At 57.1% G+C, this 25,707-nt stretch carries 20 protein-coding genes; 8 read left to right on the top strand and 12 right to left on the bottom strand.

The window, feature by feature from the left end; all coding sequences use genetic code 11:
- Window positions 1-636 (bottom strand): alpha-ketoglutarate-dependent dioxygenase AlkB family protein, encoded by a 636-nt coding sequence (locus tag ACTG36_RS01715; protein WP_375279613.1) that lies wholly within the window; start codon window positions 634-636, stop codon window positions 1-3.
- Between the two features lie 153 nt (window positions 637-789).
- On the opposite strand from ACTG36_RS01715, the gene dnaK reads away from it, so the two are divergent.
- From dnaK to radC, 3 genes are all read left to right on the top strand, one after another.
- Window positions 790-2,703: a molecular chaperone DnaK gene (gene dnaK, locus ACTG36_RS01710; protein WP_375279612.1), complete on the top strand. Its 1,914-nt coding sequence runs from the start codon at window positions 790-792 to the stop codon at window positions 2,701-2,703.
- Between the two features lie 72 nt (window positions 2,704-2,775).
- A complete protein-coding gene (gene dnaJ, locus ACTG36_RS01705) occupies window positions 2,776-3,921 on the top strand; it encodes a molecular chaperone DnaJ (protein WP_375279611.1) in 1,146 nt (381 codons plus the stop codon).
- Window positions 3,922-3,960: 39 nt separating this feature from the next.
- On the top strand, window positions 3,961-4,779 hold the full coding sequence (gene radC / locus ACTG36_RS01700; RefSeq protein WP_375279610.1) for a RadC family protein: 819 nt from the start codon (window positions 3,961-3,963) through the stop codon (window positions 4,777-4,779).
- On the opposite strand, the gene ACTG36_RS01695 is transcribed toward radC, so the two are convergent.
- The 3 genes from ACTG36_RS01695 to secA all read right to left on the bottom strand — a co-directional run bounded on the left by ACTG36_RS01695 (window position 4,776) and on the right by secA (window position 10,294).
- Window positions 4,776-6,029 (bottom strand): OmpA family protein, encoded by a 1,254-nt coding sequence (locus ACTG36_RS01695; protein ID WP_375279609.1) that lies wholly within the window; start codon window positions 6,027-6,029, stop codon window positions 4,776-4,778. The two genes, radC and ACTG36_RS01695, sit on opposite strands and share 4 nt — an antisense overlap.
- A gap of 287 nt (window positions 6,030-6,316) precedes the next feature.
- Window positions 6,317-7,459, bottom strand: a complete 1,143-nt coding sequence (locus ACTG36_RS01690) for a hypothetical protein (protein WP_375279608.1) — start codon at window positions 7,457-7,459, stop codon at window positions 6,317-6,319.
- A 123-nt stretch (window positions 7,460-7,582) separates the two neighbouring features.
- Entirely contained in the window at window positions 7,583-10,294 is a 2,712-nt protein-coding gene (secA, locus tag ACTG36_RS01685; RefSeq protein WP_375279607.1) for a preprotein translocase subunit SecA, read from the bottom strand.
- Window positions 10,295-10,480: 186 nt separating this feature from the next.
- On the opposite strand from secA, the gene ACTG36_RS01680 reads away from it, so the two are divergent.
- From ACTG36_RS01680 to mutT, 3 genes are read left to right on the top strand one after another with little or no spacing between them, the layout of a single operon-like run.
- On the top strand, window positions 10,481-11,335 hold the full coding sequence (locus ACTG36_RS01680; RefSeq protein ID WP_375279606.1) for a peptidylprolyl isomerase: 855 nt from the start codon (window positions 10,481-10,483) through the stop codon (window positions 11,333-11,335).
- Window positions 11,335-12,549 carry a bifunctional glutamate N-acetyltransferase/amino-acid acetyltransferase ArgJ gene (gene argJ / locus ACTG36_RS01675; RefSeq protein ID WP_375279605.1) on the top strand — a complete coding sequence of 405 codons (1,215 nt, stop codon included), beginning with the start codon at window positions 11,335-11,337 and terminating at the stop codon, window positions 12,547-12,549. Before ACTG36_RS01680 ends, argJ begins: the two co-directional genes overlap by 1 nt.
- Window positions 12,546-12,944 (top strand): 8-oxo-dGTP diphosphatase MutT, encoded by a 399-nt coding sequence (gene mutT, locus ACTG36_RS01670; RefSeq protein ID WP_375279604.1) that lies wholly within the window; start codon window positions 12,546-12,548, stop codon window positions 12,942-12,944. Before argJ ends, mutT begins: the two co-directional genes overlap by 4 nt.
- A gap of 332 nt (window positions 12,945-13,276) precedes the next feature.
- Here the strand turns inward: mutT and infB are convergent, their stop codons facing one another.
- Genes infB through rimP form a run of 4 tightly spaced genes read right to left on the bottom strand, consistent with a single transcriptional unit; the run spans window position 13,277 to window position 18,672 of the window.
- Window positions 13,277-15,760 (bottom strand): translation initiation factor IF-2, encoded by a 2,484-nt coding sequence (infB, locus tag ACTG36_RS01665; protein WP_375279603.1) that lies wholly within the window; start codon window positions 15,758-15,760, stop codon window positions 13,277-13,279.
- Window positions 15,757-16,389, bottom strand: a complete 633-nt coding sequence (locus ACTG36_RS01660; protein WP_375279602.1) for an RNA-binding protein — start codon at window positions 16,387-16,389, stop codon at window positions 15,757-15,759. Before ACTG36_RS01660 ends, infB begins: the two co-directional genes overlap by 4 nt.
- A gap of 22 nt (window positions 16,390-16,411) precedes the next feature.
- Window positions 16,412-18,079 carry a transcription termination factor NusA gene (gene nusA, locus ACTG36_RS01655; RefSeq protein WP_375279601.1) on the bottom strand — a complete coding sequence of 556 codons (1,668 nt, stop codon included), beginning with the start codon at window positions 18,077-18,079 and terminating at the stop codon, window positions 16,412-16,414.
- A complete protein-coding gene (gene rimP, locus ACTG36_RS01650) occupies window positions 18,079-18,672 on the bottom strand; it encodes a ribosome maturation factor RimP (RefSeq protein WP_375279600.1) in 594 nt (197 codons plus the stop codon). Before rimP ends, nusA begins: the two co-directional genes overlap by 1 nt.
- 249 nt (window positions 18,673-18,921) lie before the next feature.
- Here rimP and ACTG36_RS01645 point away from each other — a divergent pair, with 249 nt between their 5' ends.
- Both ACTG36_RS01645 and ACTG36_RS01640 read left to right on the top strand, forming a co-directional pair.
- Complete coding sequence (locus ACTG36_RS01645) at window positions 18,922-19,047, top strand: hypothetical protein (protein WP_375279599.1); 126 nt, start codon at window positions 18,922-18,924, stop codon at window positions 19,045-19,047.
- An 87-nt stretch (window positions 19,048-19,134) separates the two neighbouring features.
- Window positions 19,135-20,211 carry an AI-2E family transporter gene (locus ACTG36_RS01640; RefSeq protein WP_375279598.1) on the top strand — a complete coding sequence of 359 codons (1,077 nt, stop codon included), beginning with the start codon at window positions 19,135-19,137 and terminating at the stop codon, window positions 20,209-20,211.
- Between the two features lie 49 nt (window positions 20,212-20,260).
- Here the strand turns inward: ACTG36_RS01640 and ACTG36_RS01635 are convergent, their stop codons facing one another.
- Genes ACTG36_RS01635 through ACTG36_RS01620 form a run of 4 tightly spaced genes read right to left on the bottom strand, consistent with a single transcriptional unit; the run spans window position 20,261 to window position 25,683 of the window.
- The gene (locus tag ACTG36_RS01635; RefSeq protein WP_375279597.1) at window positions 20,261-21,811 is read right to left on the bottom strand and encodes an ABC transporter substrate-binding protein; all 1,551 of its coding nucleotides are present in this window, start codon (window positions 21,809-21,811) and stop codon (window positions 20,261-20,263) included.
- 46 nt (window positions 21,812-21,857) lie between these two features.
- Entirely contained in the window at window positions 21,858-23,501 is a 1,644-nt protein-coding gene (locus tag ACTG36_RS01630; protein ID WP_375279596.1) for an ABC transporter ATP-binding protein, read from the bottom strand.
- Window positions 23,498-24,700, bottom strand: coding sequence for an ABC transporter permease (locus ACTG36_RS01625; RefSeq protein WP_375279595.1), 1,203 nt, complete (start codon window positions 24,698-24,700; stop codon window positions 23,498-23,500). The genes ACTG36_RS01630 and ACTG36_RS01625 overlap by 4 nt, the downstream gene beginning before the upstream one ends.
- The gene (locus ACTG36_RS01620) at window positions 24,697-25,683 is read right to left on the bottom strand and encodes an ABC transporter permease (RefSeq protein WP_375279594.1); all 987 of its coding nucleotides are present in this window, start codon (window positions 25,681-25,683) and stop codon (window positions 24,697-24,699) included. Before ACTG36_RS01620 ends, ACTG36_RS01625 begins: the two co-directional genes overlap by 4 nt.
- Between the last annotated feature and the right edge of the window lie 24 nt (window positions 25,684-25,707).

Here is a 25,707-nt window from a genome sequence, read left to right as displayed (position 1 = left end):
TTAGGTGACCACCCTCATCGTCAAGTTCAAACGCCCGCCGCCCGACAGCAAAGTGGATGACCCCAGTCTCGTCTTGTCGATTCCATGAAAGATCAGCCTAGCATCGCCGCCCATGACGACCACATCCCCGGATTTCAGCCAGATCTTCTCTGTCGTTCCGCCGCGTGTCATATTCCCGATGCGGAACAATCCATCATCCCCCAATGAGATGGAAACAACCGGATAAGAAAAATCAGCCTCATTCCGGTCTTGGTGCAACCCCATCTTTGCGGCCTCACGGTAGAGGTTGATCAAACAGCTGTCCGGTCCTCGGCTGGACCCAGACACAGCGTCCCAAACCGCACGAACTGTCGAGGGAATTTCCGGCCAAGTCGTCCCGTTTGGGTGGGTCGTCTCGTACCGGTACCCTCCCCGATCTGTGATCCAACCAAGCTTCCCCGCGCTGGTCATTTGGACAGACATCTTACGCCCCGATGGCGTGACAGGTTGAACCAGTGGAGCGACCTGCACGACATCCCGAATCTGCGCCAACATGGCCAATTGATCCGCACGATCGAGCCACCCTTGAAAGACCTGAACGCCCCTTAAAACGACAGTTGGTTGAGGCGTAACCGCTTCTTCATCATTTTTGCGCATTTCTGCAGCACTCCACCGGTTGCAGGCCCTTATTTGCACACCTATATACCCTTCGATCCGAATGGGCGTACCCATTCGAACCAATCAACCATCAGGCACGGGTGCCGGAACGGGTCCGTGCCGCCTCACATCGCCTAGGAAAGGGATTTGAACATGGCAAAAGTCATTGGCATCGACCTCGGGACAACGAACTCCTGCGTCGCAATCATGGACGGCTCACAGCCTCGCGTTATCGAAAACGCTGAAGGCGCGCGGACAACGCCCTCCATCGTGGCCTTCACCGACGATGAACGTCTTGTGGGTCAGCCTGCAAAACGTCAGGCTGTCACGAACCCAGAAAACACCGTCTTTGGCGTCAAACGTCTGATCGGTCGTCGGTTTGACGATGCGGACCTCGCGAAAGACAAAAAGAACATGCCGTTTGCTGTCATCAACGGCGGCAACGGGGATGCATGGGTGGAAGCCAAGGGTGAGAAATACTCCCCTGCTCAGGTCTCCGCCGTCATTCTGCAAAAGATGAAAGAAACCGCTGAAAGCTATCTTGGTGAAGAAGTCACTCAGGCTGTCATCACGGTTCCTGCCTACTTCAACGACGCCCAGCGTCAGGCCACCAAAGACGCCGGCAAGATTGCCGGTCTTGAGGTTCTGCGGATCATCAACGAGCCGACAGCTGCCGCACTGGCCTATGGTCTGGACAAGAAAGAGACCCAGACAATCGCCGTCTATGACCTTGGCGGCGGTACATTCGACGTCACCATCCTTGAGATCGACGATGGTCTGTTCGAAGTGAAATCCACCAACGGCGACACGTTCCTTGGCGGCGAAGACTTCGACATGCGCATCGTGAACTACCTCGCGGATGAGTTCAAAAAAGAGAACGGCGTCGATCTGACGAAGGACAAGATGGCCCTGCAGCGTCTGAAAGAAGCTGCTGAGAAAGCCAAGATTGAACTGTCCTCCGCATCTTCCACGGAAATCAACCAACCGTTTATCTCCATGGGGCCCGACGGGTCGCCACTGCACATGGTCGTGAAATTGACACGTGCTAAGCTGGAAAGCCTTGTGGGCGATCTGATCAAGGCATCCATGAAGCCATGCGCGGCTGCGTTGAAAGACGCCGGTTTGAAAACCGACGACATCGACGAAGTCGTGCTTGTGGGTGGTATGACCCGTATGCCCAAAGTCATCGAAGAGGTTTCCAAGTTCTTCGGCAAAGAGCCGCACAAGGGTGTGAACCCTGACGAAGTCGTCGCCATGGGTGCCGCCATTCAGGCCGGTGTTCTGCAAGGTGACGTCAAAGACGTGGTTCTGCTGGACGTGACGCCATTGTCCTTGGGTATCGAAACCTTGGGCGGTGTCTTCACCCGTCTGATCGACCGCAACACGACGATCCCGACCAAAAAGTCGCAGATCTTCTCCACCGCGGAAGACAACCAGAACGCCGTGACGATCCGCGTGTTCCAAGGTGAACGTGAGATGGCGGCCGACAACAAAATGCTCGGTCAATTCAACCTCGAAGAGATCCCACCGGCCCCACGCGGCATGCCCCAGATCGAAGTGACCTTCGACATCGACGCCAACGGCATCGTGTCCGTGGGCGCGTCTGACAAGGGCACCGGCAAGGAACAGAAGATCACGATCCAAGCCTCCGGTGGTTTGTCCGATGAGGACATCGAAGCCATGGTGCGCGACGCTGAGGAGAACGCCGAGGCCGACAAGGACCGTAAGGAACTGGTCGAGGCGAAGAACCAAGCGGAGAGCCTTATCCATTCGACTGAAAAGTCCATGGAAGAGCATTCCGACAAAGTCGACCCAACCACAATCGAGGCGATCGAATTGGCGATTGCTGCCCTGAAAGACGATCTTGAAGGCGACGACGCTGGCAAGATCAAGTCGGGCATCCAGAACGTGACGGAATCCGCCATGAAACTGGGTGAAGCGATCTACAAGTCCGCGCAGGAAGAAGCCGGTGAGGCCGAACCTGACATGCCGGGTGCCGACGAAGGGGCTGCCGACGACATCGTCGACGCCGATTTCGAAGACCTCGACGACGACAAGCGGGCCTAAAGGCTGCGATTTAACGAGACCGGCTCGGGCAACCGGGCCGGTCTTGTGCATCCCAGGTAAGGGGACACGATCATGTCAAAACGCGATTATTATGAGGTCTTGGGGCTGTCCAAGGGCGCATCGGCTGATGAGATCAAGAAGGCCTACCGCACCAAGGTCAAAGAACTTCACCCTGACCGCAATTCCGACAACCCAAACGCCGAAGCCCAGTTCAAAGAAGTGGGTGAGGCCTACGACGTTCTGAAAGACGGCGACAAGAAAGCCGCTTATGACCGCTACGGTCATTCAGCCTTCGAAGGTGGCATGGGCGGCGGCGGCCGTGGCCCCGGTGGTATGGGCGGCCAAGGCGATTTCGGATCGGCCTTCTCGGACATTTTCGACGATCTGTTCGGCAATATGGGCGGTGGACGCGCCGGTGGCCAAAACCGCGCCCAGCGCGGCAACGACCTGCGCTACAATCTGCGCGTCACATTGGAAGACGCCTATGCCGGTCTTGCCAAAACCATCACCGTGCCAACCTCCGTTGGTTGCGGGTCGTGCAATGGCACGGGTGCCGAAGGCGGGTCTGAACCACAGACCTGTCCGACCTGTTCGGGCATGGGCAAGGTCCGCGCGCAACAGGGGTTCTTCACCGTCGAACGTACCTGTCCGACCTGCAATGGCATGGGCCAGACCATCAAGGATCCTTGTCATACCTGCCATGGTGCGGGCCGCGTCGAGAAAGAAAAATCTCTGTCCGTAAACATCCCCGCTGGTGTCGAAACCGGCACTCGCATTCGACTGGCCGGTGAGGGTGAAGCCGGTATGCGCGGTGGACCAACGGGTGATCTTTATATCTTCATCGAAGTTCGCGACCACGAACTGTTCGAACGTGAAGGCAACCACCTATTCTGCCGTGTGCCTGTGTCTATGACAACAGCCGCCATGGGTGGCGACATCGAGGTACCGACAATCGATGGTGGCCGGTCACGGGTGAAAATTCCGGCAGGGTCTCAGTCGGGCCGCCAGATGCGCTTGCGGGCCAAAGGTATGCCAGCCCTGCGCGGGGGTGGCCCCGGCGATATGTTCATCGAAATGGCCGTGGAAACACCGGTTAACCTGACGACGCGGCAAAAGGAACTGCTGCGCGAGTTTGAGGAGCTATCGGTCGAAAACAATCCCCAAAGTTCCACTTTTTTCAAATCGGTAAAGTCGTTTTGGGAATCGATGAAAGGCTGATTAACCATTCAGAAACGGAATCAGCTGACAAAGGGGCGCATGAAACATGCGCCCTTTTTTGCTGAAGGCCCTCAGGCCGCACTTTTCGATGATGACGAAGTTCAACTCATCGAACCGTTCGATCCGCCGAAGTCTGCGACGCTGGACAAAGCCCCCGCGACGATCGCTGGCAAAAAGCCCAAAGTACCGTCCTATCTTGCAGATCATCGTAAACGTCTGCGGCACCGCTTTCTGACGGGTGGCGCCCCTGCAATGCCGGATTATGAAATCCTTGAATTGACGTTGTTTCGCTGCATCCCCCGTCAAGACGTCAAACCCTTGGCACGCCGCTTGATCGACACCTTTGGGGATATCAACGGCGTTCTGTCTGCGCCCGTTGGTCGGCTTGAACGGGTTGAAGGCGTCGGTCCCGCAGTGGCGCTTGAACTGAAAGTTATGGAAACAATGACACACCGGATGGCGCGCGCGCGGGTCATGCAGCGCCATGTCATCAGTTCATGGGACGCCGTGCTGGACTATTGCCATACCGTTATGGCCCACCGCGACACAGAACAATTCCGCATCCTTTTTCTTGACCGAAAGAATGTGCTTATCGCGGATGAACAACAGGGCGAAGGCACGGTTGATCACGTGCCGGTCTACCCACGTGAAGTCGTCAAACGCGCGTTGGAGCTCAATGCTTCTGCGATGATCCTTGTCCACAATCACCCATCCGGTGATCCAACGCCATCACAAGAAGACATCGACATGACACACCAGATCGAAGTCGCAGCAAACGCCCTGGGCATTACGCTGCATGATCATCTGGTGATCGGCCGGTCGCGCGAACTCAGCTTTCGATCTCAAGGAATTATCTAGTCGGCCTCACTCACCCACAGTTCGACCCGCCGGTTCGTTTGCTGGCCCCAAATCGTGTCATCACAGGCCATGGGCAATGCCTCCCCGAAGGCTTCCACGTCGAGCATCACGTTTGTTGGAACATTTCCGCCCAAAGCGGACGCAACCGCGCGCCGCACCGCTTCCGCGCGGGCTGCTGAAAGATCACGATTGGCCTCAGCCGGTCCACGACCATCGCTAAAGCCAACGAACATCAGCCGTTTCGCACCGAAGCGCCCATCCCGTACCGCTTGGGCCAACTGCATGACATTGGACCGCGACTGACCATCAAGACGGGTCGATCCGGGCTCAAACCGGAACGTCGTCGACATCCGTACTTGGGGCGACAAGACTCGGATCATGCGCTGCAATTCACCCAAAGGAACTTCCTCTCCAGCAGCAGAAATTGCTGCCGCCAATCGATCCCCTTGATCAGCAAGGGGGATAGGAACAGCCGCCAGATCAACAAACCCTGCCCTGCGAATAACAAGCTGCGCGGACGGTGATCGCATCCAATCCAAAAACCGATCGACCTGCGGATGCCGACTGCGCTGCGGCAGGTAAAGAAACATCGGAAACGTAAGTGGGTAGTCTTCTGTCTTCAGCGACAAAAACGCAGGCCGTGACTGCAATCCGCACGGGCCGTTCAGGGCCAAAGGTTGCGCCGTGCCTGTTTGCCCATATGGCACCAAAGCAAGGTGATCGGAAGAGATGGAAAGCTCTCCCAGCAAAGGTTGAAGATCGGAAACGGTGAATGTTTCTGCGGCGACCGCCAAACCGAAAGGCGACATGAAGCGGTCTTCAAACCCTTCTAATTGACCTTTCAATGTCTGCGCTGTGATCACATTAAAGGTGTCCGACGCCCCAGAAAACGCCTTTGTCAGCGTTGCCATATCAATAGTCGTTAGGTCAGACGCAGCACCTACCACAGGTACCAATGCGTCCAGCGCCAAAATTCGCGCCTGCGGGGCGCGGTCGAGCCGCCCGAGACCTGCGGCCTCTGCGGTAGACACTTCGCGTGAATTGAGCTCCCTCACCGACAATAAAACATCTGCTTCGTGCGCGGCGAAGGTATCGAAAGCCACATTGGTGTCTGCAACCGACAAGTTGATATCCAATTGGACAGCGCCCGTACTGCGTGACAATGAAAACCCTTCAGCATCCTCGCGCACTTGCCATCCTTGATCCCGCGCATAGGCGTCAATCAGCGATGGGATCAGGACATCTGCCATGCGAGCCCCACCAATCATACGGATCCGCGGTACGTAGTTCTCTAGATCAGGGCAATCTATCCCTTCGCAGACCATCCCAGTGGCACGAAACGACACAAGACCGGACCCAGACAGGACCGTCGCGACGATCCCATCGAAATCAACAAAACGTCCTTCAACGACCACAGCGTCATCGGAACTGCGAAACGTGACATCTTGCGCAAAGGCTGTACCCGCACAAACGAAGTGTGCGGCGAAGACCGCCGCACACCTGAACCGTTTTGAAAATCGTTTAACGTTCGCCCAAATCATCTTGAGGCGAGTGTCAGGTCCTCAAACATGTTTTGCAAGATCAGAAAATCACCAACTGCATCGCACTCTGGCATCATCATCGTAAGATCAAGCGCAGAGGCCTCACCCGTTGGGGCAACCTGGATGCTTTGTGCGGCGAGTTCGTTGCCGCAGTTTTCTGCCGTGATGGCGGCCTCTGCAACAAGCATGACGTCAGTCGTTGTCGATGTACCCGATGGATAGGTGTAGACCTCGGCCATCAAAGGATCGTCTGTTGCGACGTCTCCGAACCGCATCAAATATCCACCTTCGGATGTTTCCAAACGCGCCATATCACCGGGATTTGCGGCGTGAATGTGGGATGGATCGCCGTAGTTCGCACCGTTTTCGTAGGCGCTCAACATAACGTCAGCGCTGCCTTGCCACTGTAAGACCGCACGGTCGTACATGGCAAATTCCGGCACATCAGCCATAGCAACAGCGCCATCGCCATTCGCGAAGGCCACGATGATGACTGCGGTTTGCGCCAATGCGGGAACAGTCAATTTCGATGTCCCGCCTTCGTCCGTCATGGCTGTAAACATCATGCCCTGATGGTGCACCGTGAATGCTGTGTCCGTGTGGCACGGGGCCACCAAGGCGACATCCACCATCGCCGCCGCGGCGGGTGCTGCCATCATGGTCGGGACACAATCCACATCGACCGTGACGGTTTCGCGTGTTGGTGCTTCGTCGATCTGCGGCATCACCTCTGCGTCGATGCTGGCCAACTGAACAGGTGCTTGCTGCGTATCCGGCAGACGCGCATCGTCTGGAAGGGCAACAGCGGCCTCCGCGATAGGCTCAGGTTGTTCAAGCGAAGGCGCTGTCGGAGATACGTCGCTTGCCGCGACTTGCAACTCATCTGTCTCGGCCATGGGCAATGCGATATCGGCCTCTGCGACGACGGCCTCTGCGTCTATCGCGGTGGCGTCGGCCGACAGGTTTGCTTGCACCAGCTGCACGGGTGTATCCGGCGTTGCTGCAAAGGGTGCGGGTCCTGCAACGTCTTCGGAACCAAAGCGGCTTGCCAAGGCGTCGCCGTTTTGCATGACGAAACCGATGCCCAGCGCCACGCTGAACGTGCCTGCGGCCATTCCGATTTTCTTCAATTGTGCCATTCGTTTCACTCCTTCCCAAAAGGGGTCAGAGTCGAAACTGCCCCAACCGCATGTCCTTTGAAGGGCAGCGGTTGGGTGTCTTTCAGTCGGGATTGCGGCGGAAAAGCGGCGTTTGCCTTGCTTTTAAGTCAAACTGCCATGGCAGTGTTTGAACTTCTTTCCTGATCCACAAGGGCAGGCGTCGTTGCGGCCAGGGTTGCCCCAGGTTGCGGGATCATCCTCAACAAAACCTGGCTTGGCATCGGCTGCCGCTGGCGTCGCAGCTGCCGCACCACCCGCCGCGGCGGCCGCAGCAGCGGCGGCCTGACGTTGCTGTTCTTGCGCCTGCGCGATCATCGCTTGCTGCTCTTCCTGCGTCATGGGCCGGATTTGTGCCAGCTTTTGGGTCACGTCAGACCGCAGACTGTCGAGAAGGCTTTCGAACAATTGGAAAGATTCGGTTTTGTATTCGTTCAGCGGATCACGTTGCGCATAGCCGCGGAAACCCACCACTGACCGAAGATGTTCCAAGGTCAAAAGATGTTCACGCCATTTCGCGTCAATCGTCTGCAGGATGATCTGCTTTTCGATGTTGCGCATGACGTCCTTGCCGAACGCTTCTTCTTTTTCAGCCATATGATCGTCGGCTGCTTTTTCTAGACGTTCGCGCAGGTCTTCGTCATCGACGCCTTCTTCGTTGGCCCAGTCAATCACCGGCACATCGATACCAAGCTGCGCGATGACCTGTGCATAAAGCCCTTCGGTGTCCCACTGGTCAGCATAGGATTTGGCGGGGATGTACAGATCGACCAGATCGTCGATCACCTGTGACCGCATGTCGGCTGTAATTTCGGAAAGGTCTTCGGCTTCCATAATTTCGCGACGCTGGCTGAAGATGACCTTTCGCTGGTCATTCATCACGTCATCAAATTTCAAAAGCTGTTTGCGGATATCAAAGTTGCGGCCTTCAACTTTGGCCTGCGCCCGTTCGAGCGATTTGTTCACCCATGGGTGAATGATCGCTTCGCCCTCTTTCATACCCAAAGACGACAGCACCTTATCGAGCCGTTCGGACCCGAAGATGCGCATCAGGTCGTCTTCCAAGGACAAGAAGAACGAGGACCGGCCCGGGTCACCCTGGCGGCCAGACCTCCCGCGCAGCTGGTTGTCGATGCGGCGGCTTTCATGGCGTTCGGTGGCAAGCACGAACAAGCCACCCGCCTCTTTGACGGCCTGTTCGTCGGCTTTGTGTTCTTCCTCGATGCGCGCACGGATTGCATCGGCATCGCCATCTGGATCGGCGGCGATCGCCTCCATGATCTTGAATTCGACGTTACCGCCAAGTTTGATGTCCGTGCCGCGACCCGCCATGTTGGTGGCGATGGTCACTGCGCCAAGCTTACCGGCATCGGCCACGATCTGGGCCTCTTGTTCGTGCTGACGCGCGTTTAGAACGTTGTGGGCGACGCCTTCGGCGGTCAACAGCTGGCTGAGGAATTCGGATTTCTCAATCGAGGTTGTGCCAACAAGCGTGGGCTGCCCCTTTGCGTGGGCCTCTTTGATCGCCTTCACCACGCCATCAAATTTTTCTTTCGCCGTGCGGTACACCTGATCGTGTTCGTCCACACGTGCGATGGGCCGGTTCGTCGGGACCTCGACAACGCCAAGACCGTAGATTTCCTGAAACTCTTCGGCTTCGGTCAAGGCCGTGCCGGTCATGCCGGACAGCTTGTTATAAAGCCGGAAATAGTTCTGGAATGTCACAGAGGCGAGGGTCACGTTCTCTGGCTGGATCTTGCAGCCTTCCTTGGCCTCAATCGCCTGATGCAAGCCCTCGGACAGACGACGACCAGCCATCATACGGCCTGTGAATTCGTCGATCAGGACAACCTCACCATCGCGGACGATGTAGTCTTTGTCTTTGGTGAACAGCTTATGCGCACGAAGGCCCTGATTGACGTGGTGCACGATCGTCGTGCTTTCAGGGTCATACAACGACTGGCCTTCGGGCAAAATCCCAGCGGTCAGCAAACGTTCCTCAAGGAAATCGTTGCCCTCATCCGTGTAATTCACGCTGCGGGTCTTTTCGTCCAAGGTGTAGTGGTCTTCCTGAATTTCAGGAATGATTTTATCAATCGCCAGGTACATATCGGTGCGGTCCTGCGCAGGGCCCGAAATGATCAGCGGCGTCCGCGCCTCATCGACCAGAATGGAATCGACCTCATCCACGATGGCGAAGTTGTGGTCGCGCTGGTTCATCTGGCTGAGTTCAGCCTTCATGTTGTCCCGCAGGTAATCAAAACCCAACTCGTTGTTGGTGGCGTAGGTCACATCGCAGCGGTAGGCCGCGTGCTTTTCATCCTCTGGCTGCTGGGGATAGATCACACCGGTCGTCAGACCCAGCGCACCATAAACCTGGCTCATCCACTCGGCATCGCGCTTGGCGAGGTAGTCGTTCACCGTCACAACATGCACGCCCTTGCCCGTCAGCGCGTTCAGATACGCAGGGAAGGTGGCAACGAGGGTCTTGCCCTCACCTGTCTTCATCTCAGAGATGTTGCCCTGATGCAGAAAAATGCCGCCCATCAATTGGGTGTCAAACGCGCGCAGGCCCAAGCTGCGTTTTGCAGCCTCACGGCAGTTGGCGAAGGCCTCAGGCAGAATGGCGTCCAGACTTTCGCCGCCCATGGCGCGCTGCGCCAATTCTTCGGTCTTTTGTTTGATGCCCTCATCGCTCAGCGCTTCGAACTCAGGCTCCAACGCATTGATCTTTTCGACCAGCGGGCGCGTGGCCTTCACCTTGCGGTCATTTGGCGTTCCAAAGACCTTTTTCGTGAGTGTTCCAAGACCGAGCATATTCTCTCCAAGCGCGGCATTCCGCGTCTCTAACATCAAAGTGTGAGGAGGTTGGTTGTGCCTGGTAAGCGCACCCCATAGACATGGGGCCAAGACCGGCCCCCTCCGGACCTTTAAGCGATGTAAGGGGCCGCTACATAGGTGTCAACGCCGCGGCCTCTCGCGGCTTATCAAGGGACTGTTAACATGGGTTATCACACCAAATTTCTGGCCACTGTGGCCGCTGTCGCACTGACCACCGGCTCCGCATGGGCGGACGGGCATTCTGAACCAACAGCCGAAACTGTCGTGGCTTCGGTTGACGGCATGGACATCACCTTGGGGCAGATGATTATGCTGCGGTCCCAGCTGCCTGAGCAGTATCAACAGCTGCCTGACGATCTGGTCTTCAATGGTCTTGTCGAACAATTGGTCAACCAACAGCTTTTGGCGAATTCGCTGGGCGAAACCCCTGCCCGTGTCGAAATGACGCTCGAGAATGAACTGCGGTCCCTTTTGGCCGGTGAAGTCGTGAATTCAATTACCTCAGCGCCCGTGGACGAAGCTGAACTTCAGGCCGCCTATGATGCGCGTTTTGAGGGCGTCGAACCCACATCCGAATTCAATGCGGCCCACATCCTCGTGGAAACCGAAGAAGAAGCACAAGAGATCATCGCCCTGTTGGAAGGTGGCGCAGATTTTGCAGCGACCGCACAGGAACGCTCCACCGGGCCGTCTGGCCCCAATGGCGGCAATCTTGGCTGGTTCGGCCCCGGTATGATGGTCGCCCCGTTCGAAGAGGCGGTCGTCGCCCTTGACGTTGGCGAAATCTCTGCCCCTGTTCAAACGCAGTTCGGTTGGCACGTCGTCAAGCTGAACGAAACCCGTCAATCCGAACTGCCCACCTTGGAAGAATTGCGCGCTGAATTGACCGGTGAGATTCAACAGGCTGAACTGACCGCCCTGATCTCCTCTCTAACAGATGCTGCCGAAATCACCCTGCCGGAAGAGGGTGATTTTGACTATTCGCTGATCCAGAACCTCGACCTGTTGGAGGAATAATGCCGGTCTCCCCGCTTGCCCCCGCTTCGTTTCCTGACCTCCCTGTCATTGACGGTGTCCGGTTCGCATCGGTGGCGGCGGGGGTCCGGTACCAAGGACGCACCGATGTGATGCTGGCCGAACTTGCAGCAGGGACGTCCGTGGCTGGGGTTTTCACCCGGTCATCCACACGGTCGGCCCCTGTGCTGGATTGTCAGGCGAAACTGGGCGGCGACCCTTCCCAGCCTGCCGCAATCCTTGTGAACTCAGGCAATTCTAACGCCTTCACCGGATCAGCTGGCGAAAAGTCGGTTGAGGCGATTTGCGATGCGGTCGAAGCAGCCACTGGTACTGCCACAGATCGGATTTTCACAGCCTCAACCGGTGTCATCGGTGAACGTCTGCCCCATGACCGGATCACAGCCGTCATCGAGAGGCTGAATGGCAATCTATCCCCCGATGGAATAGAGGGCGCGGCCCGCGCCATCATGACGACGGACACCTTCGCCAAAGGCGCATCCACCGTGGTTGAGATTGAAGGACAGGCCGTCACAATCGCGGGTATTGCCAAAGGATCTGGCATGATTGCGCCAGATATGGCGACGATGCTGGTCTATCTGTTCACAGACGCTAAGATCGAACAGCCCGCGTTGCAGGCCCTATTAGGTGCGCTGACGGATCAAACTTTCAATTGCATCACCGTCGACAGTGACACATCGACGTCCGACAGTCTGATGATCGCGGCCACGGGCACGTCAGGTGTTGATGTGACGGAATCTGCTGGTTTCACGCAGGCGCTGCACGGTGTGATGCTCGACCTAGCCCATCAGGTCGTCAAAGACGGCGAAGGTGCCACAAAGTTCGTCGAAGTGCGCGTGACGGGCGCCGCAACCGATCAGGAGGCCCGCAAGGTCGGGCTTTCTATCGCCAATTCCCCCCTCGTGAAAACGGCGATTGCCGGTGAAGACCCCAACTGGGGCCGGATTGTTATGGCCGTGGGAAAATCAGGCTGCCAAGCAGACCGAGATAAGCTGACGATCAAGTTCGGGGACATTGTTGTGGCTGAAAATGGCTGGGTTTCGTCCGGCTATACCGAAGACGCAGGTGCTGCGTATATGCGGAATGAAACTATCGTGATTTCCGTCGATCTAGGCATCGCCGGGGGGCTTGGCACGGTGTGGACCTGCGATCTGACCCACGGGTACATCACGATTAACGCGGACTACCGGTCGTGAAGTCCGTACTGGTCTCCGCCGTCGCCCTCATCGACGTGGATGGCCGCGTTTTGCTGGCCCAGCGCCCTGAAGGCAAATCCATGGCGGGCCTTTGGGAGTTTCCTGGCGGCAAGGTCGAAGTTGGCGAAACGCCCGAGGCCGCTTTGATCCGTGAACTGGATGAGGAGTTGGGCATTCAGACTTGGAACTCATGTCTCGCCCCGCTGACGTTCGCCAGCCACAGCTATGACGATTTTCACCTTCTCATGCCCCTGTTCGCCTGCCGAAAATGGGAGGGCACGCCGCAGCCACGTGAAGGACAGACATTAAAATGGGTCCACGGGCGGGACCTGAGAAATTATCCGATGCCTGCGGCGGATATACCCTTGATTCCCATCCTGAGAGATTGGCTTTGACCTGATTCAAAATTGATCTAAGATTCCTGGAAGGGGGAGCAGTGTACACCCTCGGTCGTTAATCAGTGTTTTCGCGCGCCATGTTGTCGGTCTGCACATATCAAGCATTGCCTGGGGAGGATGTTATGCTTCGAACGATCACCGTAGGGAACTACGTTCAAATTCAGGGTCTTTTCGTAAAGGAATTGGAAGATGGGCGCGTTATCGTGTCTGTGGACGACCGCCTATACGAAGGAAAACCTGTGGTGAAACGTCCAAATTAGGGCATTCACCAAGTCCAAAAGCAAAGGGACGCCAGTTTGGCGTCCCTTTTTTCATTCTAATGAACCGGTTTAGAGCGACCGTTCAACTTCTTCGCGTTCGAAGATTTCGATCACGTCATCAGGACGGATGTCTTCGTAGTTCTCGAACGCCATACCGCATTCCTGACCGGACTGAACTTCCGCCACTTCATCCTTAAAACGCTTCAACGTCTTCAATGTGCCTTCGTGGATCACCACATCGTCGCGCAACAAACGTACACCGGCGGACCGGCGGGCAACGCCTTCGGTGACCAGACAACCGGCAATTTTGCCGACGTTGGACACCTTGAAGACCTCTTTGATCTTTGCGTAACCGATGAACTTTTCGCGCACTTCCGCAGACAAAAGACCTGAAGCCGCTGCTTTCACATCATCCACAAGATCGTAGATGATCGAATAGTAGCGGATCTCAACGCCCTTTTGGTTTGCCGTATTCCGCGCTGACGCATTGGCACGCACGTTAAAGCCAATGACCGGCGCGCCGGAGGCTTCGGCGAGACCAACATCAGATTCCGTGATCGCACCCACACCGGAGTGCAGAACCCGAACGCGGACTTCGTCGTTGCCGATCTTTTCCATGGCCTGAACGATGGCCTCGGCAGAACCCTGCACATCGGCTTTTACCAGAATGGGCAGTTCGGACACGTTTTCATCGGCCTTGGCATTCGCCATCAGCTGATCAAGGGTCACTGCCGCACCAGCTGCTGCGCGTTTTTCTTTCGCGGCGTTCTCACGGTATTCCGCAATCTCACGCGCCTGCGCTTCGGTGGATGTTACGTTCAGAACGTCACCGGCCTCAGGTGTGCCGTTGAGGCCAAGAACCTCAACCGGAACAGATGGGCCAGCCTCTTTGACGCGGTCACCTTTGTCGTCGATCAACGCGCGGACCTTGCCCCACTGTTCACCCACAACGAAGATATCGCCTTGCTTCAGCGTACCGGTTTCCACCAGTACGGTCGCAACTGGGCCACGACCCACGTCAAGCTGCGCTTCAATCACAGCACCTTGTGCGGCGCGATCAGGGTTGGCCTTCAGTTCGAGGATTTCGGACTGCAGCGCAATCGCCTCAAGCAATTCATCAAGGCCCTGACCGGTGGTCGCGGACACTTCGACGTCCTGTACTTCACCGGACATCTTTTCGACGATGACTTCGTGCTGCAACAGGTCGGTGCGGACCTTATCGGGGTTCGCGGCTGGCTTGTCGCACTTGTTGATCGCCACGATCATCGGCACGTTGGCGGCCTTTGCGTGGTTAATCGCCTCAATCGTCTGGGGCATCACGGCGTCATCTGCTGCAACCACCAAAACGACGATATCCGTGACCTGCGCACCACGGGCACGCATGGATGTAAACGCCGCGTGGCCAGGTGTATCGAGGAAGGTCAGAACAGACCCGCCTTCGGTTGTGACCTGATAGGCGCCAATGTGCTGCGTGATGCCACCGGCCTCACCTGCCACAACACGGGCGTTCCGGATCGCGTCCAAAAGCGATGTTTTACCGTGATCAACATGACCCATGATCGTGATGACCGGCGGGCGGCCTTTCAGATCTTCGGGGTTGTCGTCTGTGATGTTGATCACATCTTCGACGTCGGCGTCAGACACGCGGACCACGTTGTGGCCGAATTCTTCAACGATCAGTTCAGCGGTGTCCGCATCGATTGTCTGGGTTTGTGTCGCCATGATGCCGTTGGTCATCAACGACTTCACAACATCCGCAACCTTCTCGGACATCCGGTTGGCAAGTTCCGACACCATGATAGCCTCGGGGATTTGCACGTCACGGATAACCTTTTCGCGTTCAACCGCTTCGCCCATGGCTTTTTTGCGAGCACGTTCCTGCTGGCGCTTCATCTGCGCCATGGACCGCTGACGGCCACCTTCGCCGCCGCGCAATGCTTGGTTCAGCGTCAGTTTGCCAGAACGACGACCGTCGTCTTGCTTGGCTTTGCCACGCTGGTCACGATCGTTTTCTTTCTTGCGCGGGGTGGCAGCCGGGGCCGGGCCACTAGGCGCACGACGCTGGGCCGGGGCCACAGCGGGATCGATCGCCGCGGGGGCCGCCGCCGCCTGTGCAGCAGCTTCGGCTTCACGCTTTTTGCGCTCTTCCTCTTCCTGCTTGGCCTTAACGGCCTCCTCGCGCTCTTTTTCTTCGCGCTCTTTGGCTTCTTGTTCGGCACGCCGTTTGGCGCGCTCTTCAGCGCGGGCTTTTTCTTCGGCTTCGCGCTTGGCGGCATCTTCAGCTTCGCGGGCCTTGGCGGCCTGCAATGCTTTCATGCGACGCTCAAGTTCCGCCTCGGAGATACCAGCAGGACGCTTGGACGGGTCGCCGCCCAGTGGCGTTTTCGCAGCACCGCCAGATGCTGCAGGCTTCGCTGCACCCGGTTTGGGCACAACAACGCGCTTGCGCTTTGTTTCAACAACAACGCTTTTGGTCCGACCGTGGCTGAAGCTTTGCTTCACCTGACCGGGCCGTGCAATTCCAAGTGGTTTTTTGCCGTCTGAATCGCTCATGTAGCTTTACTATCCTCTCGGGCGGTGTCGTCACCGCCACTTATCTCACGCAGGCCTCTCAGCTTTGCGGCTTCCTCTACTACACGGTCACTGAGTCCACCAGAGGCGAGCGCCCCATGTATCACAGTTTGCCGTCCGAATGCCAAACCCAATTCCAGGGCCGTCAGGCATCCGTAATATCTTGCGCCCTCAGGCGTCCAAAGTTTTGTCTTCCCACGTTCAGACCCGTCAGAGGCCTGCAACAAGGCGCGGACATTGGCTGCGCCGGACAACCAGCCCTTGACCTTTTCAAAGCCACAAACGGCCAACCCAGCCTTGCGCGCCAAAGCAATCAGATCAACCACGCGGCGGGCCAACTGGCGTTCTACCTCATCGGCCAAACCGTCGGGCACCTGTACGGGTGCCTTGGCCGATTTGGAAAACTGGCCCTTACCGGCCTTATCCAACGCATCGCGGCTCGCGGTGACCCACATACCGCGACCGGGCAATTTACCCAACACATCCGGCACAACCGTCCCATCGGGGCCGACAACGAACCGGATCAGCCCCGCCTGAGGCGCGACCTCACCGGTGACGATGCACCGACGGTCTGGGACATCACGGTCCTTGGAGCGTCCACCACGCGCCATCAGGTGCCTCGGAGGCCTGAGATCAGGCCTCCTGCTCCTCGTCTTCAGCGGACTCTTCGGCAGACACAAGGTCATCCGGATCGACCCAACCCAACATAACGCGGGCTGTCATGATCATGTCCTGTGCTTCTTCAAGGCTGATGTCGAAGGGTTCAAGCGACCCGTCATCTTTGCTGCGTTCGCCATCTACGACTGTCCAGCCACCGGCCAGTTCCCAATCCGCACAGGTCGCAAAGTCTTCAAGCGTTTTAACGCCGTCGTTTGCCAGCGCTTCAATCATTTGGGGTGTCAGACCTTCGAATGCAATAAGGCTGTCTTCGACACCCAACGCACGGGCGTTTTCAAGCGCCTTGGCGTTCTGTGCATCAATGACATCACGGGCACGGGCCTGCAATTCGCCTGCGGTTGCTTCGTCCACGCCATCAATGACCAGCAGTTCATCAACCTCGACATAGGCGACTTCTTCGAGGTTGGTGAAACCTTCGGACACCAACAGCTGGGCGAAGAATTCATCCAGATCGAGCGTTTCCATGAACAGTTTGGTGCGCACTTCAAACTCTGCCTGACGACGCTTGGATTCTTCTTCCTCGGTCAGGATGTCGATATCGAGGCCGGTCAGCTGGGATGCCAGACGCACGTTTTGACCACGGCGACCAATGGCCAGGGACAGCTGCTCTTCCGGAACGACAACTTCGATCCGTTCGGCTTCCTCGTCGAAGACAACCTTGGACACTTCAGCAGGCTGAAGCGCGTTCACGAGGAACGTTGGCATGTCTTCATTCCAAGGAATGATGTCGATCTTTTCGCCTTGCAATTCGTTTACAACGGCCTGCACCCGGCTGCCGCGCATACCAACGCAGGCACCCACGGGGTCGATAGACCCGTCATAGGAAATCACGGCGATCTTGGCGCGCGAACCCGGGTCGCGGGCGACGGCTTTGATTTCGATGATGCCTTCATAGATTTCAGGCACTTCCATTTTGAACAATTCAGCCATGAATTCAGGCGCGGTGCGGCTCAGGAAAATTTGGGGGCCGCGCTGTTCGCGACGCACATCCTTGATGAAACACCGGATACGATCGTTCGGGCGATAGCTTTCGCGACCGATCTTTTCGTTGCGACGCAGGATCGCCTCACCAGTGCCCACATCAACGATGACGTTGCCGTATTCTTCGCGTTTGACCTGCGCGTTGATGATGGTGCCAGCACGGTCTTTGAAATCTTCGTACTGCTTGTCACGTTCGGCTTCGCGGACCTTTTGCAGGATCACCTGCTTTGCGGATTGGGCAGCAATGCGGCCCATCTCAACCGGGGGGACTTCTTCGACCAGCGTATCACCAACCTGTGGCGCGCCAGAGAAATCCTCAACCACAGCGCCTTCGCGCATCCAGTAGGACCCGGCTTTGGGCTGTTCAAAGTATGGCTTGGCCTGATCCACGGAAAATTCCGCCTGATAATTTTCAAGCTCCTCTTCCTCGACGACGGTGCGCACACGAGTAAATGTCGCGCGGCCTGTCTTGCGGTCGATGGACACGTCGATGTCCATCTCAGCGCCGTAACGGGATTTTGCCGCACGGGCGAGGGATTCTTCCATCGCTTCCACGACCAAACCGGGGTCGATCTGCTTTTCGCGGGCCACGGCCTCGGCGGTTTGCAACAGTTCAAGCTGGTTGGCAGATGTAATCGCCATCAGTCTTTCTCCTCTTCAGAGCCGTCCAACACGGTCTCAACTTCGTCAAATTGTGTCTCATCGATCTGGCCCGCATCTTTGCGGCCCCGCAAAACGTCGCGGATCAATTCATCGGTCAGAACCAGCTTCGCATCGGTCAGCCAGTCAAACTGCAGGCCGATGGTCATGGGTTCGCCGTTCTCTTCGATCTCAATCAAAACTTCGGAGCCTTCGGTCCCTTGCAGCGTACCTTTGAACCGGCGACGGCCATCAATCAGCTGCTCGGTTTCGATCTTGGCCTCAAAGCTTTCCCATTGATCAAAATCTTTCAGACGTGTCAGCGGCCGGTCGATACCTGGGCTGCTGACCTCAAGCGTATAGGCATCAAGGATCGGGTCTTCGACGTCGAGAACGGCAGAAACAGCCGTGCTGATCTGCGCGCAATCATCAACCTCAATCGTGCCATCGGGTTTCTGCGCCATGATCTGCAGGATCGATTCTTTGCCGGTCATCAACCGCACGCGCACGACCTCATACCCCATGTCCTCAATGACGGGGGTGATGATTTCTGTGATGCGACGATCCATTGCCGCGCGGGCGATCAGGTCTGACATTCGGTCCTCTGGCGTGTTGGACAGCGGGCATAAAAAAACGGGCCCGCGGCCCGTTGGTGTATCCGGTGGGCTTCGGGGGTGGAGGCCGAAGCGCCGCTGTTGGGGCACATATACGGACAACAAAGCGAAACTGCAAGGGCTGCTTGATAGGCGTAAAACGCCGTGGCGGTTTTCGCGGATACCATACGTCAAAAATCCGCCCTAATCAGCCGTTAACCATACGCTGTCAAAGACCAGAGGAGATGAATTATGGATATGACACTTTTGTTCGCCGTCGGCGGCGCGTCATTTTTGTGCGGTGTCGCACTGATGTATCTTGTGATGATGCGCACAATGAAAAAGCGCATTGCCGAAGGCGCGTTCAAGCCTGCCTAAAGACCACGGTTTTCGCGCACCTACGGGATCGCGGGAACCAACCAGTTATCACACGCGTTCTTTTGATGGATTGTGAAAGAACTTTGCGTGTCTGACCTCAAGACGATCAAACATCTGTTGGCTGGGATTTTGTTCCTGCTTTTGTTCGGCGCTGTATTCTTCACGCGCGAACTGGTTTTGCCTGTTCTGCTGGGACTTATCATCGCGATGACATTCAGCCCGCTCTGTCGGGTCCTTGTGCGGGCGGGTTTGAATCAAGTCATCGCTGCAACCTTGATCGTGATCAGCCTTGGATCAATCCTGACACTGACCTTGGTGATCGTCGCCGCGCCGATTTCCGACTGGTTGGCGGACCTGCCCGGTCTTGAAAGCGAAATCCGCAGCAAAGTCGCCAGCCTGTCCAGCAGCGTCGAAACCGTCCGAGACGTTGCTCGACAGGTCGAAGGCATTGCTGAGGACACAAGTGCAGGCGACGAGAATGTGCAGCGCGTCACCGTCGAACAACCGCAGCTTTTGACGACGGCAGCGTCAGGTGCGGTGACGATCCTCACCACGATGATGATAGCCTTGGTGCTGGCCCTGTTCTTTTTGTCGTCCAACGCCCTGATCATCGACAAAATGTCCCGTCTGTCACAAACGACGGAACAGCGTGATATGGCCATTCAAGCCCTCAACGATGTGGAACGCGGTATCTCCCGCTACCTCTTGTCGATCACGGTGATCAACGCGGGCCTTGGGTTGTGCGTCGCATTGGCGATGTGGGCCTTGGGGCTGTCGATGCCGTGGATTTGGGGCGTTGTCGCGTTTTTGCTGAACTTCATTCCTGTCCTCGGGGCGATGGCAGGGTCCGTGGCCATCTTTGCCATCGCGATCATCCAGTTTGACACCATTGCATATGCCGCACTTGCGCCTGTCATCTACATGACCCTCAGCAGCTTTGAGGGCCAGTTCGTAACACCCGCACTGGTTGGCAAACAGATGGAGATCAACGCCGTATCGGTCATTCTGACAGTCGTGGCATGGGGCTGGCTATGGGGCATTCCGGGCGTTGTTATCGCAGTGCCGTTTTTAGTGATCGTCAAATCCATTGCGGACAATGTGCCCGGCTGGAAGACCGTATCCCTGGTCCTGTCCCCCGTCAGGGAAGACCAACCCTCCAAATGAAAAGCCCCACCGGTGAGGGCGGGGCTTTCCAGAATTTATCTTAGGCGATTTACGCCACAGACCAACGTTCAGCCATGCGGGCGTTGTCCATCTGCCAGAGGTTACCCACTGTGTCAGGGGACATGATCCGGTTGTTCACGGCCTGAACATAGTTCGCAAACATCGGGATCAGAACACCGCCCTCGTCACGCAGGATCTGCTGCATTTCAAAGTACTGCATCTGACGCTTGTCGCTGTCGAGTTCGGCACGCGCGCTCAGCAGCAGTTCCTGGAACCGGGCGCTGTCCTTGCTGTCCCACTGGCTGTCGTTCCATGGCACACCTTCTTCGTAGGCGGTCGAGAACATCCAGTCTTCTGTCGCGCGGCCGGACCAGTAGCTGGCGCAGAATGGCTTGTTCAGCCAAACGTTTGACCAATAGCCGTCGGCCGGCTCCTGAATCACGTTGATGTTGATGCCAGCGGCAGCCGCAGATGCCTGGAACAATTGGCCCGCATCAACCGCGCCTTCAAACGCAGCATTGGACGCAGAGAATTCGATGTCGAGGCTGTCCATACCTGCCTGCTGCAGGTAGAACTTCGCCTGATCGGGATCGTATTCCAGCTGCTCCATCTCGGCATGGTAGTACTGGTTTGCAGGGCCGATGGGCGTGTCGTTGCCAACAGCACCGTGACCCAGCAGGATCTTTTCGACCAGTTCCTGACGGTTGATACCGTACTTCAACGCCTTGCGGACGTTGACGTCATTGTAAGGTGCGACGTCTGTCAGCATCGGCATGGAGTAGTGCTGGTTGCCGGTGACTTCCTGAATGCGCAGCGCGGGGTTGGCGCGCAGCAGGCTTTCGGTCTTGAAGTCGATCCGGTTGATCGTATCAACCTGACCCGTCATCAGCGCGTTCATACGGGCCGTGTTGTCGTTGATCGCAATGTATTCGATCTCGTCAAAGAAGCCGGCGCTGTCGCCTTTGTAGTGGTCAGGATAACGGGTCGCAGTCATGCGAACGCCGGGATCAAAGGACTGAACCTGATAGAGGCCCGTGCCGATGCCCTGCGCAATGGCCTCTTCGATCTGGCCCGCAGGATACATCAGGATGTGGTAATCCGACATGAGGTACGGGAAGTCGGCATTGCCCGAGGCCAGCACGAATTCGACCTGCGTCTCGCTGAGCTTGTTCATCTCGGTGATGGCTTCGACGATCGGCTTGGCGGCGGACTTGGAATCCTCGCCCACGTGCATCTGCAGCGATTCGATCACGTCATCGGCGCCGAAAGGCTTGCCGTTGTGGAACGTCACACCCGAGCGCAGGTTGAACGTCCAGGTCTTGGCGTCGGCGGTGGCTTCCCAGCTTTCGGCCAATTCGCCAACAAGGGAGCCGTCTGCGGCAACCTCGGTCAGGCAATCGAACACGCAGCCATGGGCCGATGCGATCATGAAGATGTCCGAGTGGGTACGTCCGTCCCAGCTGTCCGAGGTGTTCGCCCCGCCCAGACCGGCCGTCAGTTTGCCCCCGCGCGTCTGTGCGCGTAGCGGCAGGCCCGTTGCCGCCAGAACACCGGCCGCAACACCGGATTGCAACAATCCACGTCTGCTAATTCCATACATATTTTAGTCTCCCTGAGTTTATGACGCTTATTCTACGCCGATTCGGTCACATTTTATCAACAGCGGCATCGCCGATGTTTTCAACGCCCCGTTCTTTCAACAGATCTGTCAGCCAATCGGGGTCCATTTCAGGGACCGAGCTGAGAAGCAGATCTGTGTAGGCATGGTGCGGAGGCGTAAACATTTCGGTCTTCGGACCTTGCTCCACGACTTTGCCATCCTTCATTACCACAACTTCGTCCGCGATGGATTTCACAGTCGCGAGATCGTGGGTGATAAACATATACGACAGCCCGAGGGTGTCCTGCAAATCGGCCAAAAGTCGCAAGATGCCTTCGGCCACAAGCTGATCGAGGGCTGACGTGACCTCATCGCAGATGATGAACTTCGGCTCTGCGGCCAGCGCACGAGCGATCCCGATCCGCTGTTTTTGCCCACCTGACAGTTCGGACGGCAGGCGATTGTAATATTGTGACGGCTCCAACTCGATCTGATCGAGGAGTTCGTTCACGCGTTCCCGTTTCTGCGCCCCACGCAAACCGCCATAAAACTGCACGGGTCTGCCGATGATCTCACCGATGGTTTTCCGGGGGTTAAGGGCCGTGTCCGCCATCTGGTAGATCATCTGCGCCTGACGCAGCTGATCTTTGGTGCGCTTGCGGTAGTCGGCAGGAAGGGTTTCACCATCAAATGCGATTTCGCCCATGCGTGGCGGCAGCAGGCCGGTGATGCAACGTGCTGTTGTTGATTTGCCGGATCCGGATTCACCGACGACTGCAACCGTTCGGCCCGCATGAATATCGAAGCTCACGTCATGCAACACGTCCGTTGTGCCATAGGCAGCCGTGATACCGCGCACGGACACGACAGGCACCGCACCGGCAGGTGGGGGCGGCTGTTGTGGCCGTTGGAATTCGCGCACGGCCCACAGGGACTTGGTGTAGTCTTCCTTGGGTGCAGACAGCATTGTGCGTGTGTCCGCCTCCTCAACCTCATCCCCGCGCAGCAGGACTTTGATCTTGTCGGCCATTTGCGCCACCACGGCGAGGTCATGGGTGATATAGATCGCAGCGGTATCAAACTCCTCCACGATCTCACGGATCGCGGCGAGGACTTCGATCTGCGTTGTCACATCCAGCGCCGTTGTTGGCTCGTCAAAGATGATCAGGTCGGGACGGCATGACATGGCCATCGCCGTCATGGCGCGCTGCAACTGTCCACCGGACACTTGGTGCGGATAGCGAAACCCGATCTCATCAGGGTTGGGCAGCCGCAGTTTACGGTACAGTTCAATCCCGTCTTCGACGCTGCTGGACCGGTTGGCGACACCATGTTGGGTCGGGCCCTCGGTGTGCTGATCAATCAGTTTGTGCGCGGGGTTGAACGACGCCGCAGCCGATTGCGCCACATAGGCGATGCGTTTGCCCAAAAGGCTGCGTTTGGTCGCGGCGGAGGCACTGACCAGATCAATCCCGTCAAATTCAACCGACCCACCCGATATGCGAACGCCATCACGGGTATACCCCATCGACGCGAGCCCGATGGTGGATTTCCCGGCACCGGATTCCCCGATCAGCCCGAGGACCTCGCCTTTGCTCAATTCAAGGTCGACACCGTTGATGATAGGGTTCCATGTCTCGTCCGAGCGGCCTTCGATCTTCAGGCCCTTGATGGTCAGCAAACGGCTCATTCTTTTAGCCCCGATGATTTGTGCAGCATCCAGTCGACCACGAAGTTCACAGCAACGGTGAGCAAGGCAATGGCACCCGCAGCCAGCAACGGCGCGACAGCAGCAGTGGGCGCAAACGCCGCGAAGTTGATGAAGGGCGCAAGGTCACGGACCATCGTGCCCCAGTCTGCCAAGGGTGGCTGAATACCCACGCCAAGGAACGACAAGGCGGCAATCGTCAGGAAGACAAAGCAGAAACGCAGGCCAAATTCGGCAAGCAACGGCGCCATGGCGTTGGGCAGGATTTCTTTGAACACCAGATAACCCAGACCCTCACCCCGCAGTTTGGCGGCCTCGATATAATCCATGACCACGATGTTCAGACCCACAGCGCGCGCCAGTCGGTAGACCCGGGTGCTGTCGATGACAGCGATGATCAACACCATAAAGATCGTCAGCGGCACGCCCAGTTCGTTGGCCCAAACAGACGCAATCGTCATCAAGAGCAAAGCAAAGATCAGCGATGGGATCGCCATCAGCACGTCAACACCACGCGACAACAGCTGATCCAACCACCCCTGCAACGTCGCCGCCAGAAAGCCCAAGGACCCCCCGATGAAAAACGCCAGACAGGTGGTGACAAATGCGATGCCAACAGTGTTCTGCGCACCGTAGATCAGGCGGGACAGAATATCGCGGCCAATCTGGTCGGTCCCCAGCGGATAATCGGGGTTGCCCCCAATCGCAGGATCACCGCCGGCCATCACATTTGCGGCCCCCAGAATTTCGGCCTGACCATAGGGCGCGATGGCACCGGCAAAAACCGCCACAACCGCGTAGATGATGATGACCAAAATACCAAATGCCGCCGTCAGAGGCATCGACCGGAACATCTTTTTCGTCCCTTCGGTCCCGACCTTGCGGCCGAACAGTCGGAACAGGAATGCGGCAATCGCCGCGATGATGAACCCCTGAACGGCCCAGCGGAAGAACACCACGCCCGCGTTTGGCACGCCGGTGTCCAGCACCTTGGGCTGGAAGTAATAATAGATCGCCCAAACGAACAACGCCGCGGCAAGGACATATCCGAAGGCCACACCAAAGGTCATATCGCGGAAGCGTGGCGCATTGCCCGTCGCCGTCTGCCCTGCAAAACGGAACACGTAGGCGCTAACAAAAAGCGCAACGAGGAGTGCTGCGAACATCATCAAGCCGCTCATTTCGGGTGCCTCAGGCGTGGGTTGGACACGATCGACAAGATGTCAGCGGTCAGGTTCAACAGGATGTAGGCAGCGGCAAAGATCAGGCAGCAGGCCTGCACAACGGGGATGTCACGAATTTTTACGCTGTCGACGAAAAGCTGGCCGATGCCTGGATAAACGAAGACCACCTCAACCACGACCACACCAGTGATCAAATAGGCGAGGTTCAGCGCGATCACGTTGATGATTGGCGCCAACGCATTGGGCAGCGCGTGCTTCACGATCACCCGCATCGGGCTTAGCCCCTTCAGGCGCGCCATTTCAATGTAGGGCGACGCCAGCAAGTTGATGATCGCGGCCCGTGTCATCCGCATCATGTGCGCAGTCACAACCAAGGTCAGTGTCAGGGCGGGCAACATGGATTTTTCCAGCCGCTCAGAGAACGGCATGCCGTCAAAAATATTCGACAGGCTCGGGAAGATCGGGTTCAGCACGGCGAGGAACAAGATCAGGATATAGGCCATGAAAAATTCAGGGCTGGAGATCGAGCTTAGAGTAAAAATGTTCGCGGCTTTGTCGAACGCCGTATTCCGATAGAGCGCCGCCAGAATGCCCAACGTCACCGCCAAGGGCACCGCGATGCTCGCGGTCACAGTGGCAAGGAACATCGTGTTCGACAAACGTGGCGCGATTTGTTCGGCTACGGTCACAGACCCTGCCCCGCCAAAATTCGCAAAGTTCAACTGGGCGAAACTGGTGCCCAGATCGAACGTCAGCATGCCCATCAGCCATTCAAAATACCGAACGACGAGGGGCTGATCCAACCCGAGGTCCTGTCTGATTTTTGCGACGGATTCAGGGGTTGCGCCCTGCCCCAAAATTGCTTCAGCAAAATCACCGGGCAGTAGGTTGACCGCGACAAAGATAACGATTGAGACCACGAAAAGCGTTACGAGGCCCAGCCCCAAGCGCTGTAAAATAATTCGTAATAGAGATGACAAGCTCTGTCCCCTGATTTCCCTAGG

It is taken from the genome of Pseudooctadecabacter sp., from assembly GCF_965657175.1.
Lineage (GTDB): Bacteria > Pseudomonadota > Alphaproteobacteria > Rhodobacterales > Rhodobacteraceae > Octadecabacter.
This window is presented reverse-complemented; position numbering and strand designations above follow the sequence as displayed.

Coding starts and splice junctions, on each gene's coding strand:
- ACTG36_RS01715 (WP_375279613.1), bottom strand. CDS start 636: ATGCGCAAAAATGATGAAGAAGCGGTTACGCCTCAACCAACTGTCGTT.
- dnaK (WP_375279612.1), top strand. CDS start 790: ATGGCAAAAGTCATTGGCATCGACCTCGGGACAACGAACTCCTGCGTC.
- dnaJ (WP_375279611.1), top strand. CDS start 2,776: ATGTCAAAACGCGATTATTATGAGGTCTTGGGGCTGTCCAAGGGCGCA.
- radC (WP_375279610.1), top strand. CDS start 3,961: ATGAAACATGCGCCCTTTTTTGCTGAAGGCCCTCAGGCCGCACTTTTC.
- ACTG36_RS01695 (WP_375279609.1), bottom strand. CDS start 6,029: ATGGCAGATGTCCTGATCCCATCGCTGATTGACGCCTATGCGCGGGAT.
- ACTG36_RS01690 (WP_375279608.1), bottom strand. CDS start 7,459: ATGGCACAATTGAAGAAAATCGGAATGGCCGCAGGCACGTTCAGCGTG.
- secA (WP_375279607.1), bottom strand. CDS start 10,294: ATGCTCGGTCTTGGAACACTCACGAAAAAGGTCTTTGGAACGCCAAAT.
- ACTG36_RS01680 (WP_375279606.1), top strand. CDS start 10,481: ATGGGTTATCACACCAAATTTCTGGCCACTGTGGCCGCTGTCGCACTG.
- argJ (WP_375279605.1), top strand. CDS start 11,335: ATGCCGGTCTCCCCGCTTGCCCCCGCTTCGTTTCCTGACCTCCCTGTC.
- infB (WP_375279603.1), bottom strand. CDS start 15,760: ATGAGCGATTCAGACGGCAAAAAACCACTTGGAATTGCACGGCCCGGT.
- ACTG36_RS01660 (WP_375279602.1), bottom strand. CDS start 16,389: ATGGCGCGTGGTGGACGCTCCAAGGACCGTGATGTCCCAGACCGTCGG.
- nusA (WP_375279601.1), bottom strand. CDS start 18,079: ATGGCGATTACATCTGCCAACCAGCTTGAACTGTTGCAAACCGCCGAG.
- rimP (WP_375279600.1), bottom strand. CDS start 18,672: ATGTCAGACCTGATCGCCCGCGCGGCAATGGATCGTCGCATCACAGAA.
- ACTG36_RS01645 (WP_375279599.1), top strand. CDS start 18,922: ATGGATATGACACTTTTGTTCGCCGTCGGCGGCGCGTCATTTTTGTGC.
- ACTG36_RS01635 (WP_375279597.1), bottom strand. CDS start 21,811: ATGTATGGAATTAGCAGACGTGGATTGTTGCAATCCGGTGTTGCGGCC.
- ACTG36_RS01630 (WP_375279596.1), bottom strand. CDS start 23,501: ATGAGCCGTTTGCTGACCATCAAGGGCCTGAAGATCGAAGGCCGCTCG.
- ACTG36_RS01625 (WP_375279595.1), bottom strand. CDS start 24,700: ATGAGCGGCTTGATGATGTTCGCAGCACTCCTCGTTGCGCTTTTTGTT.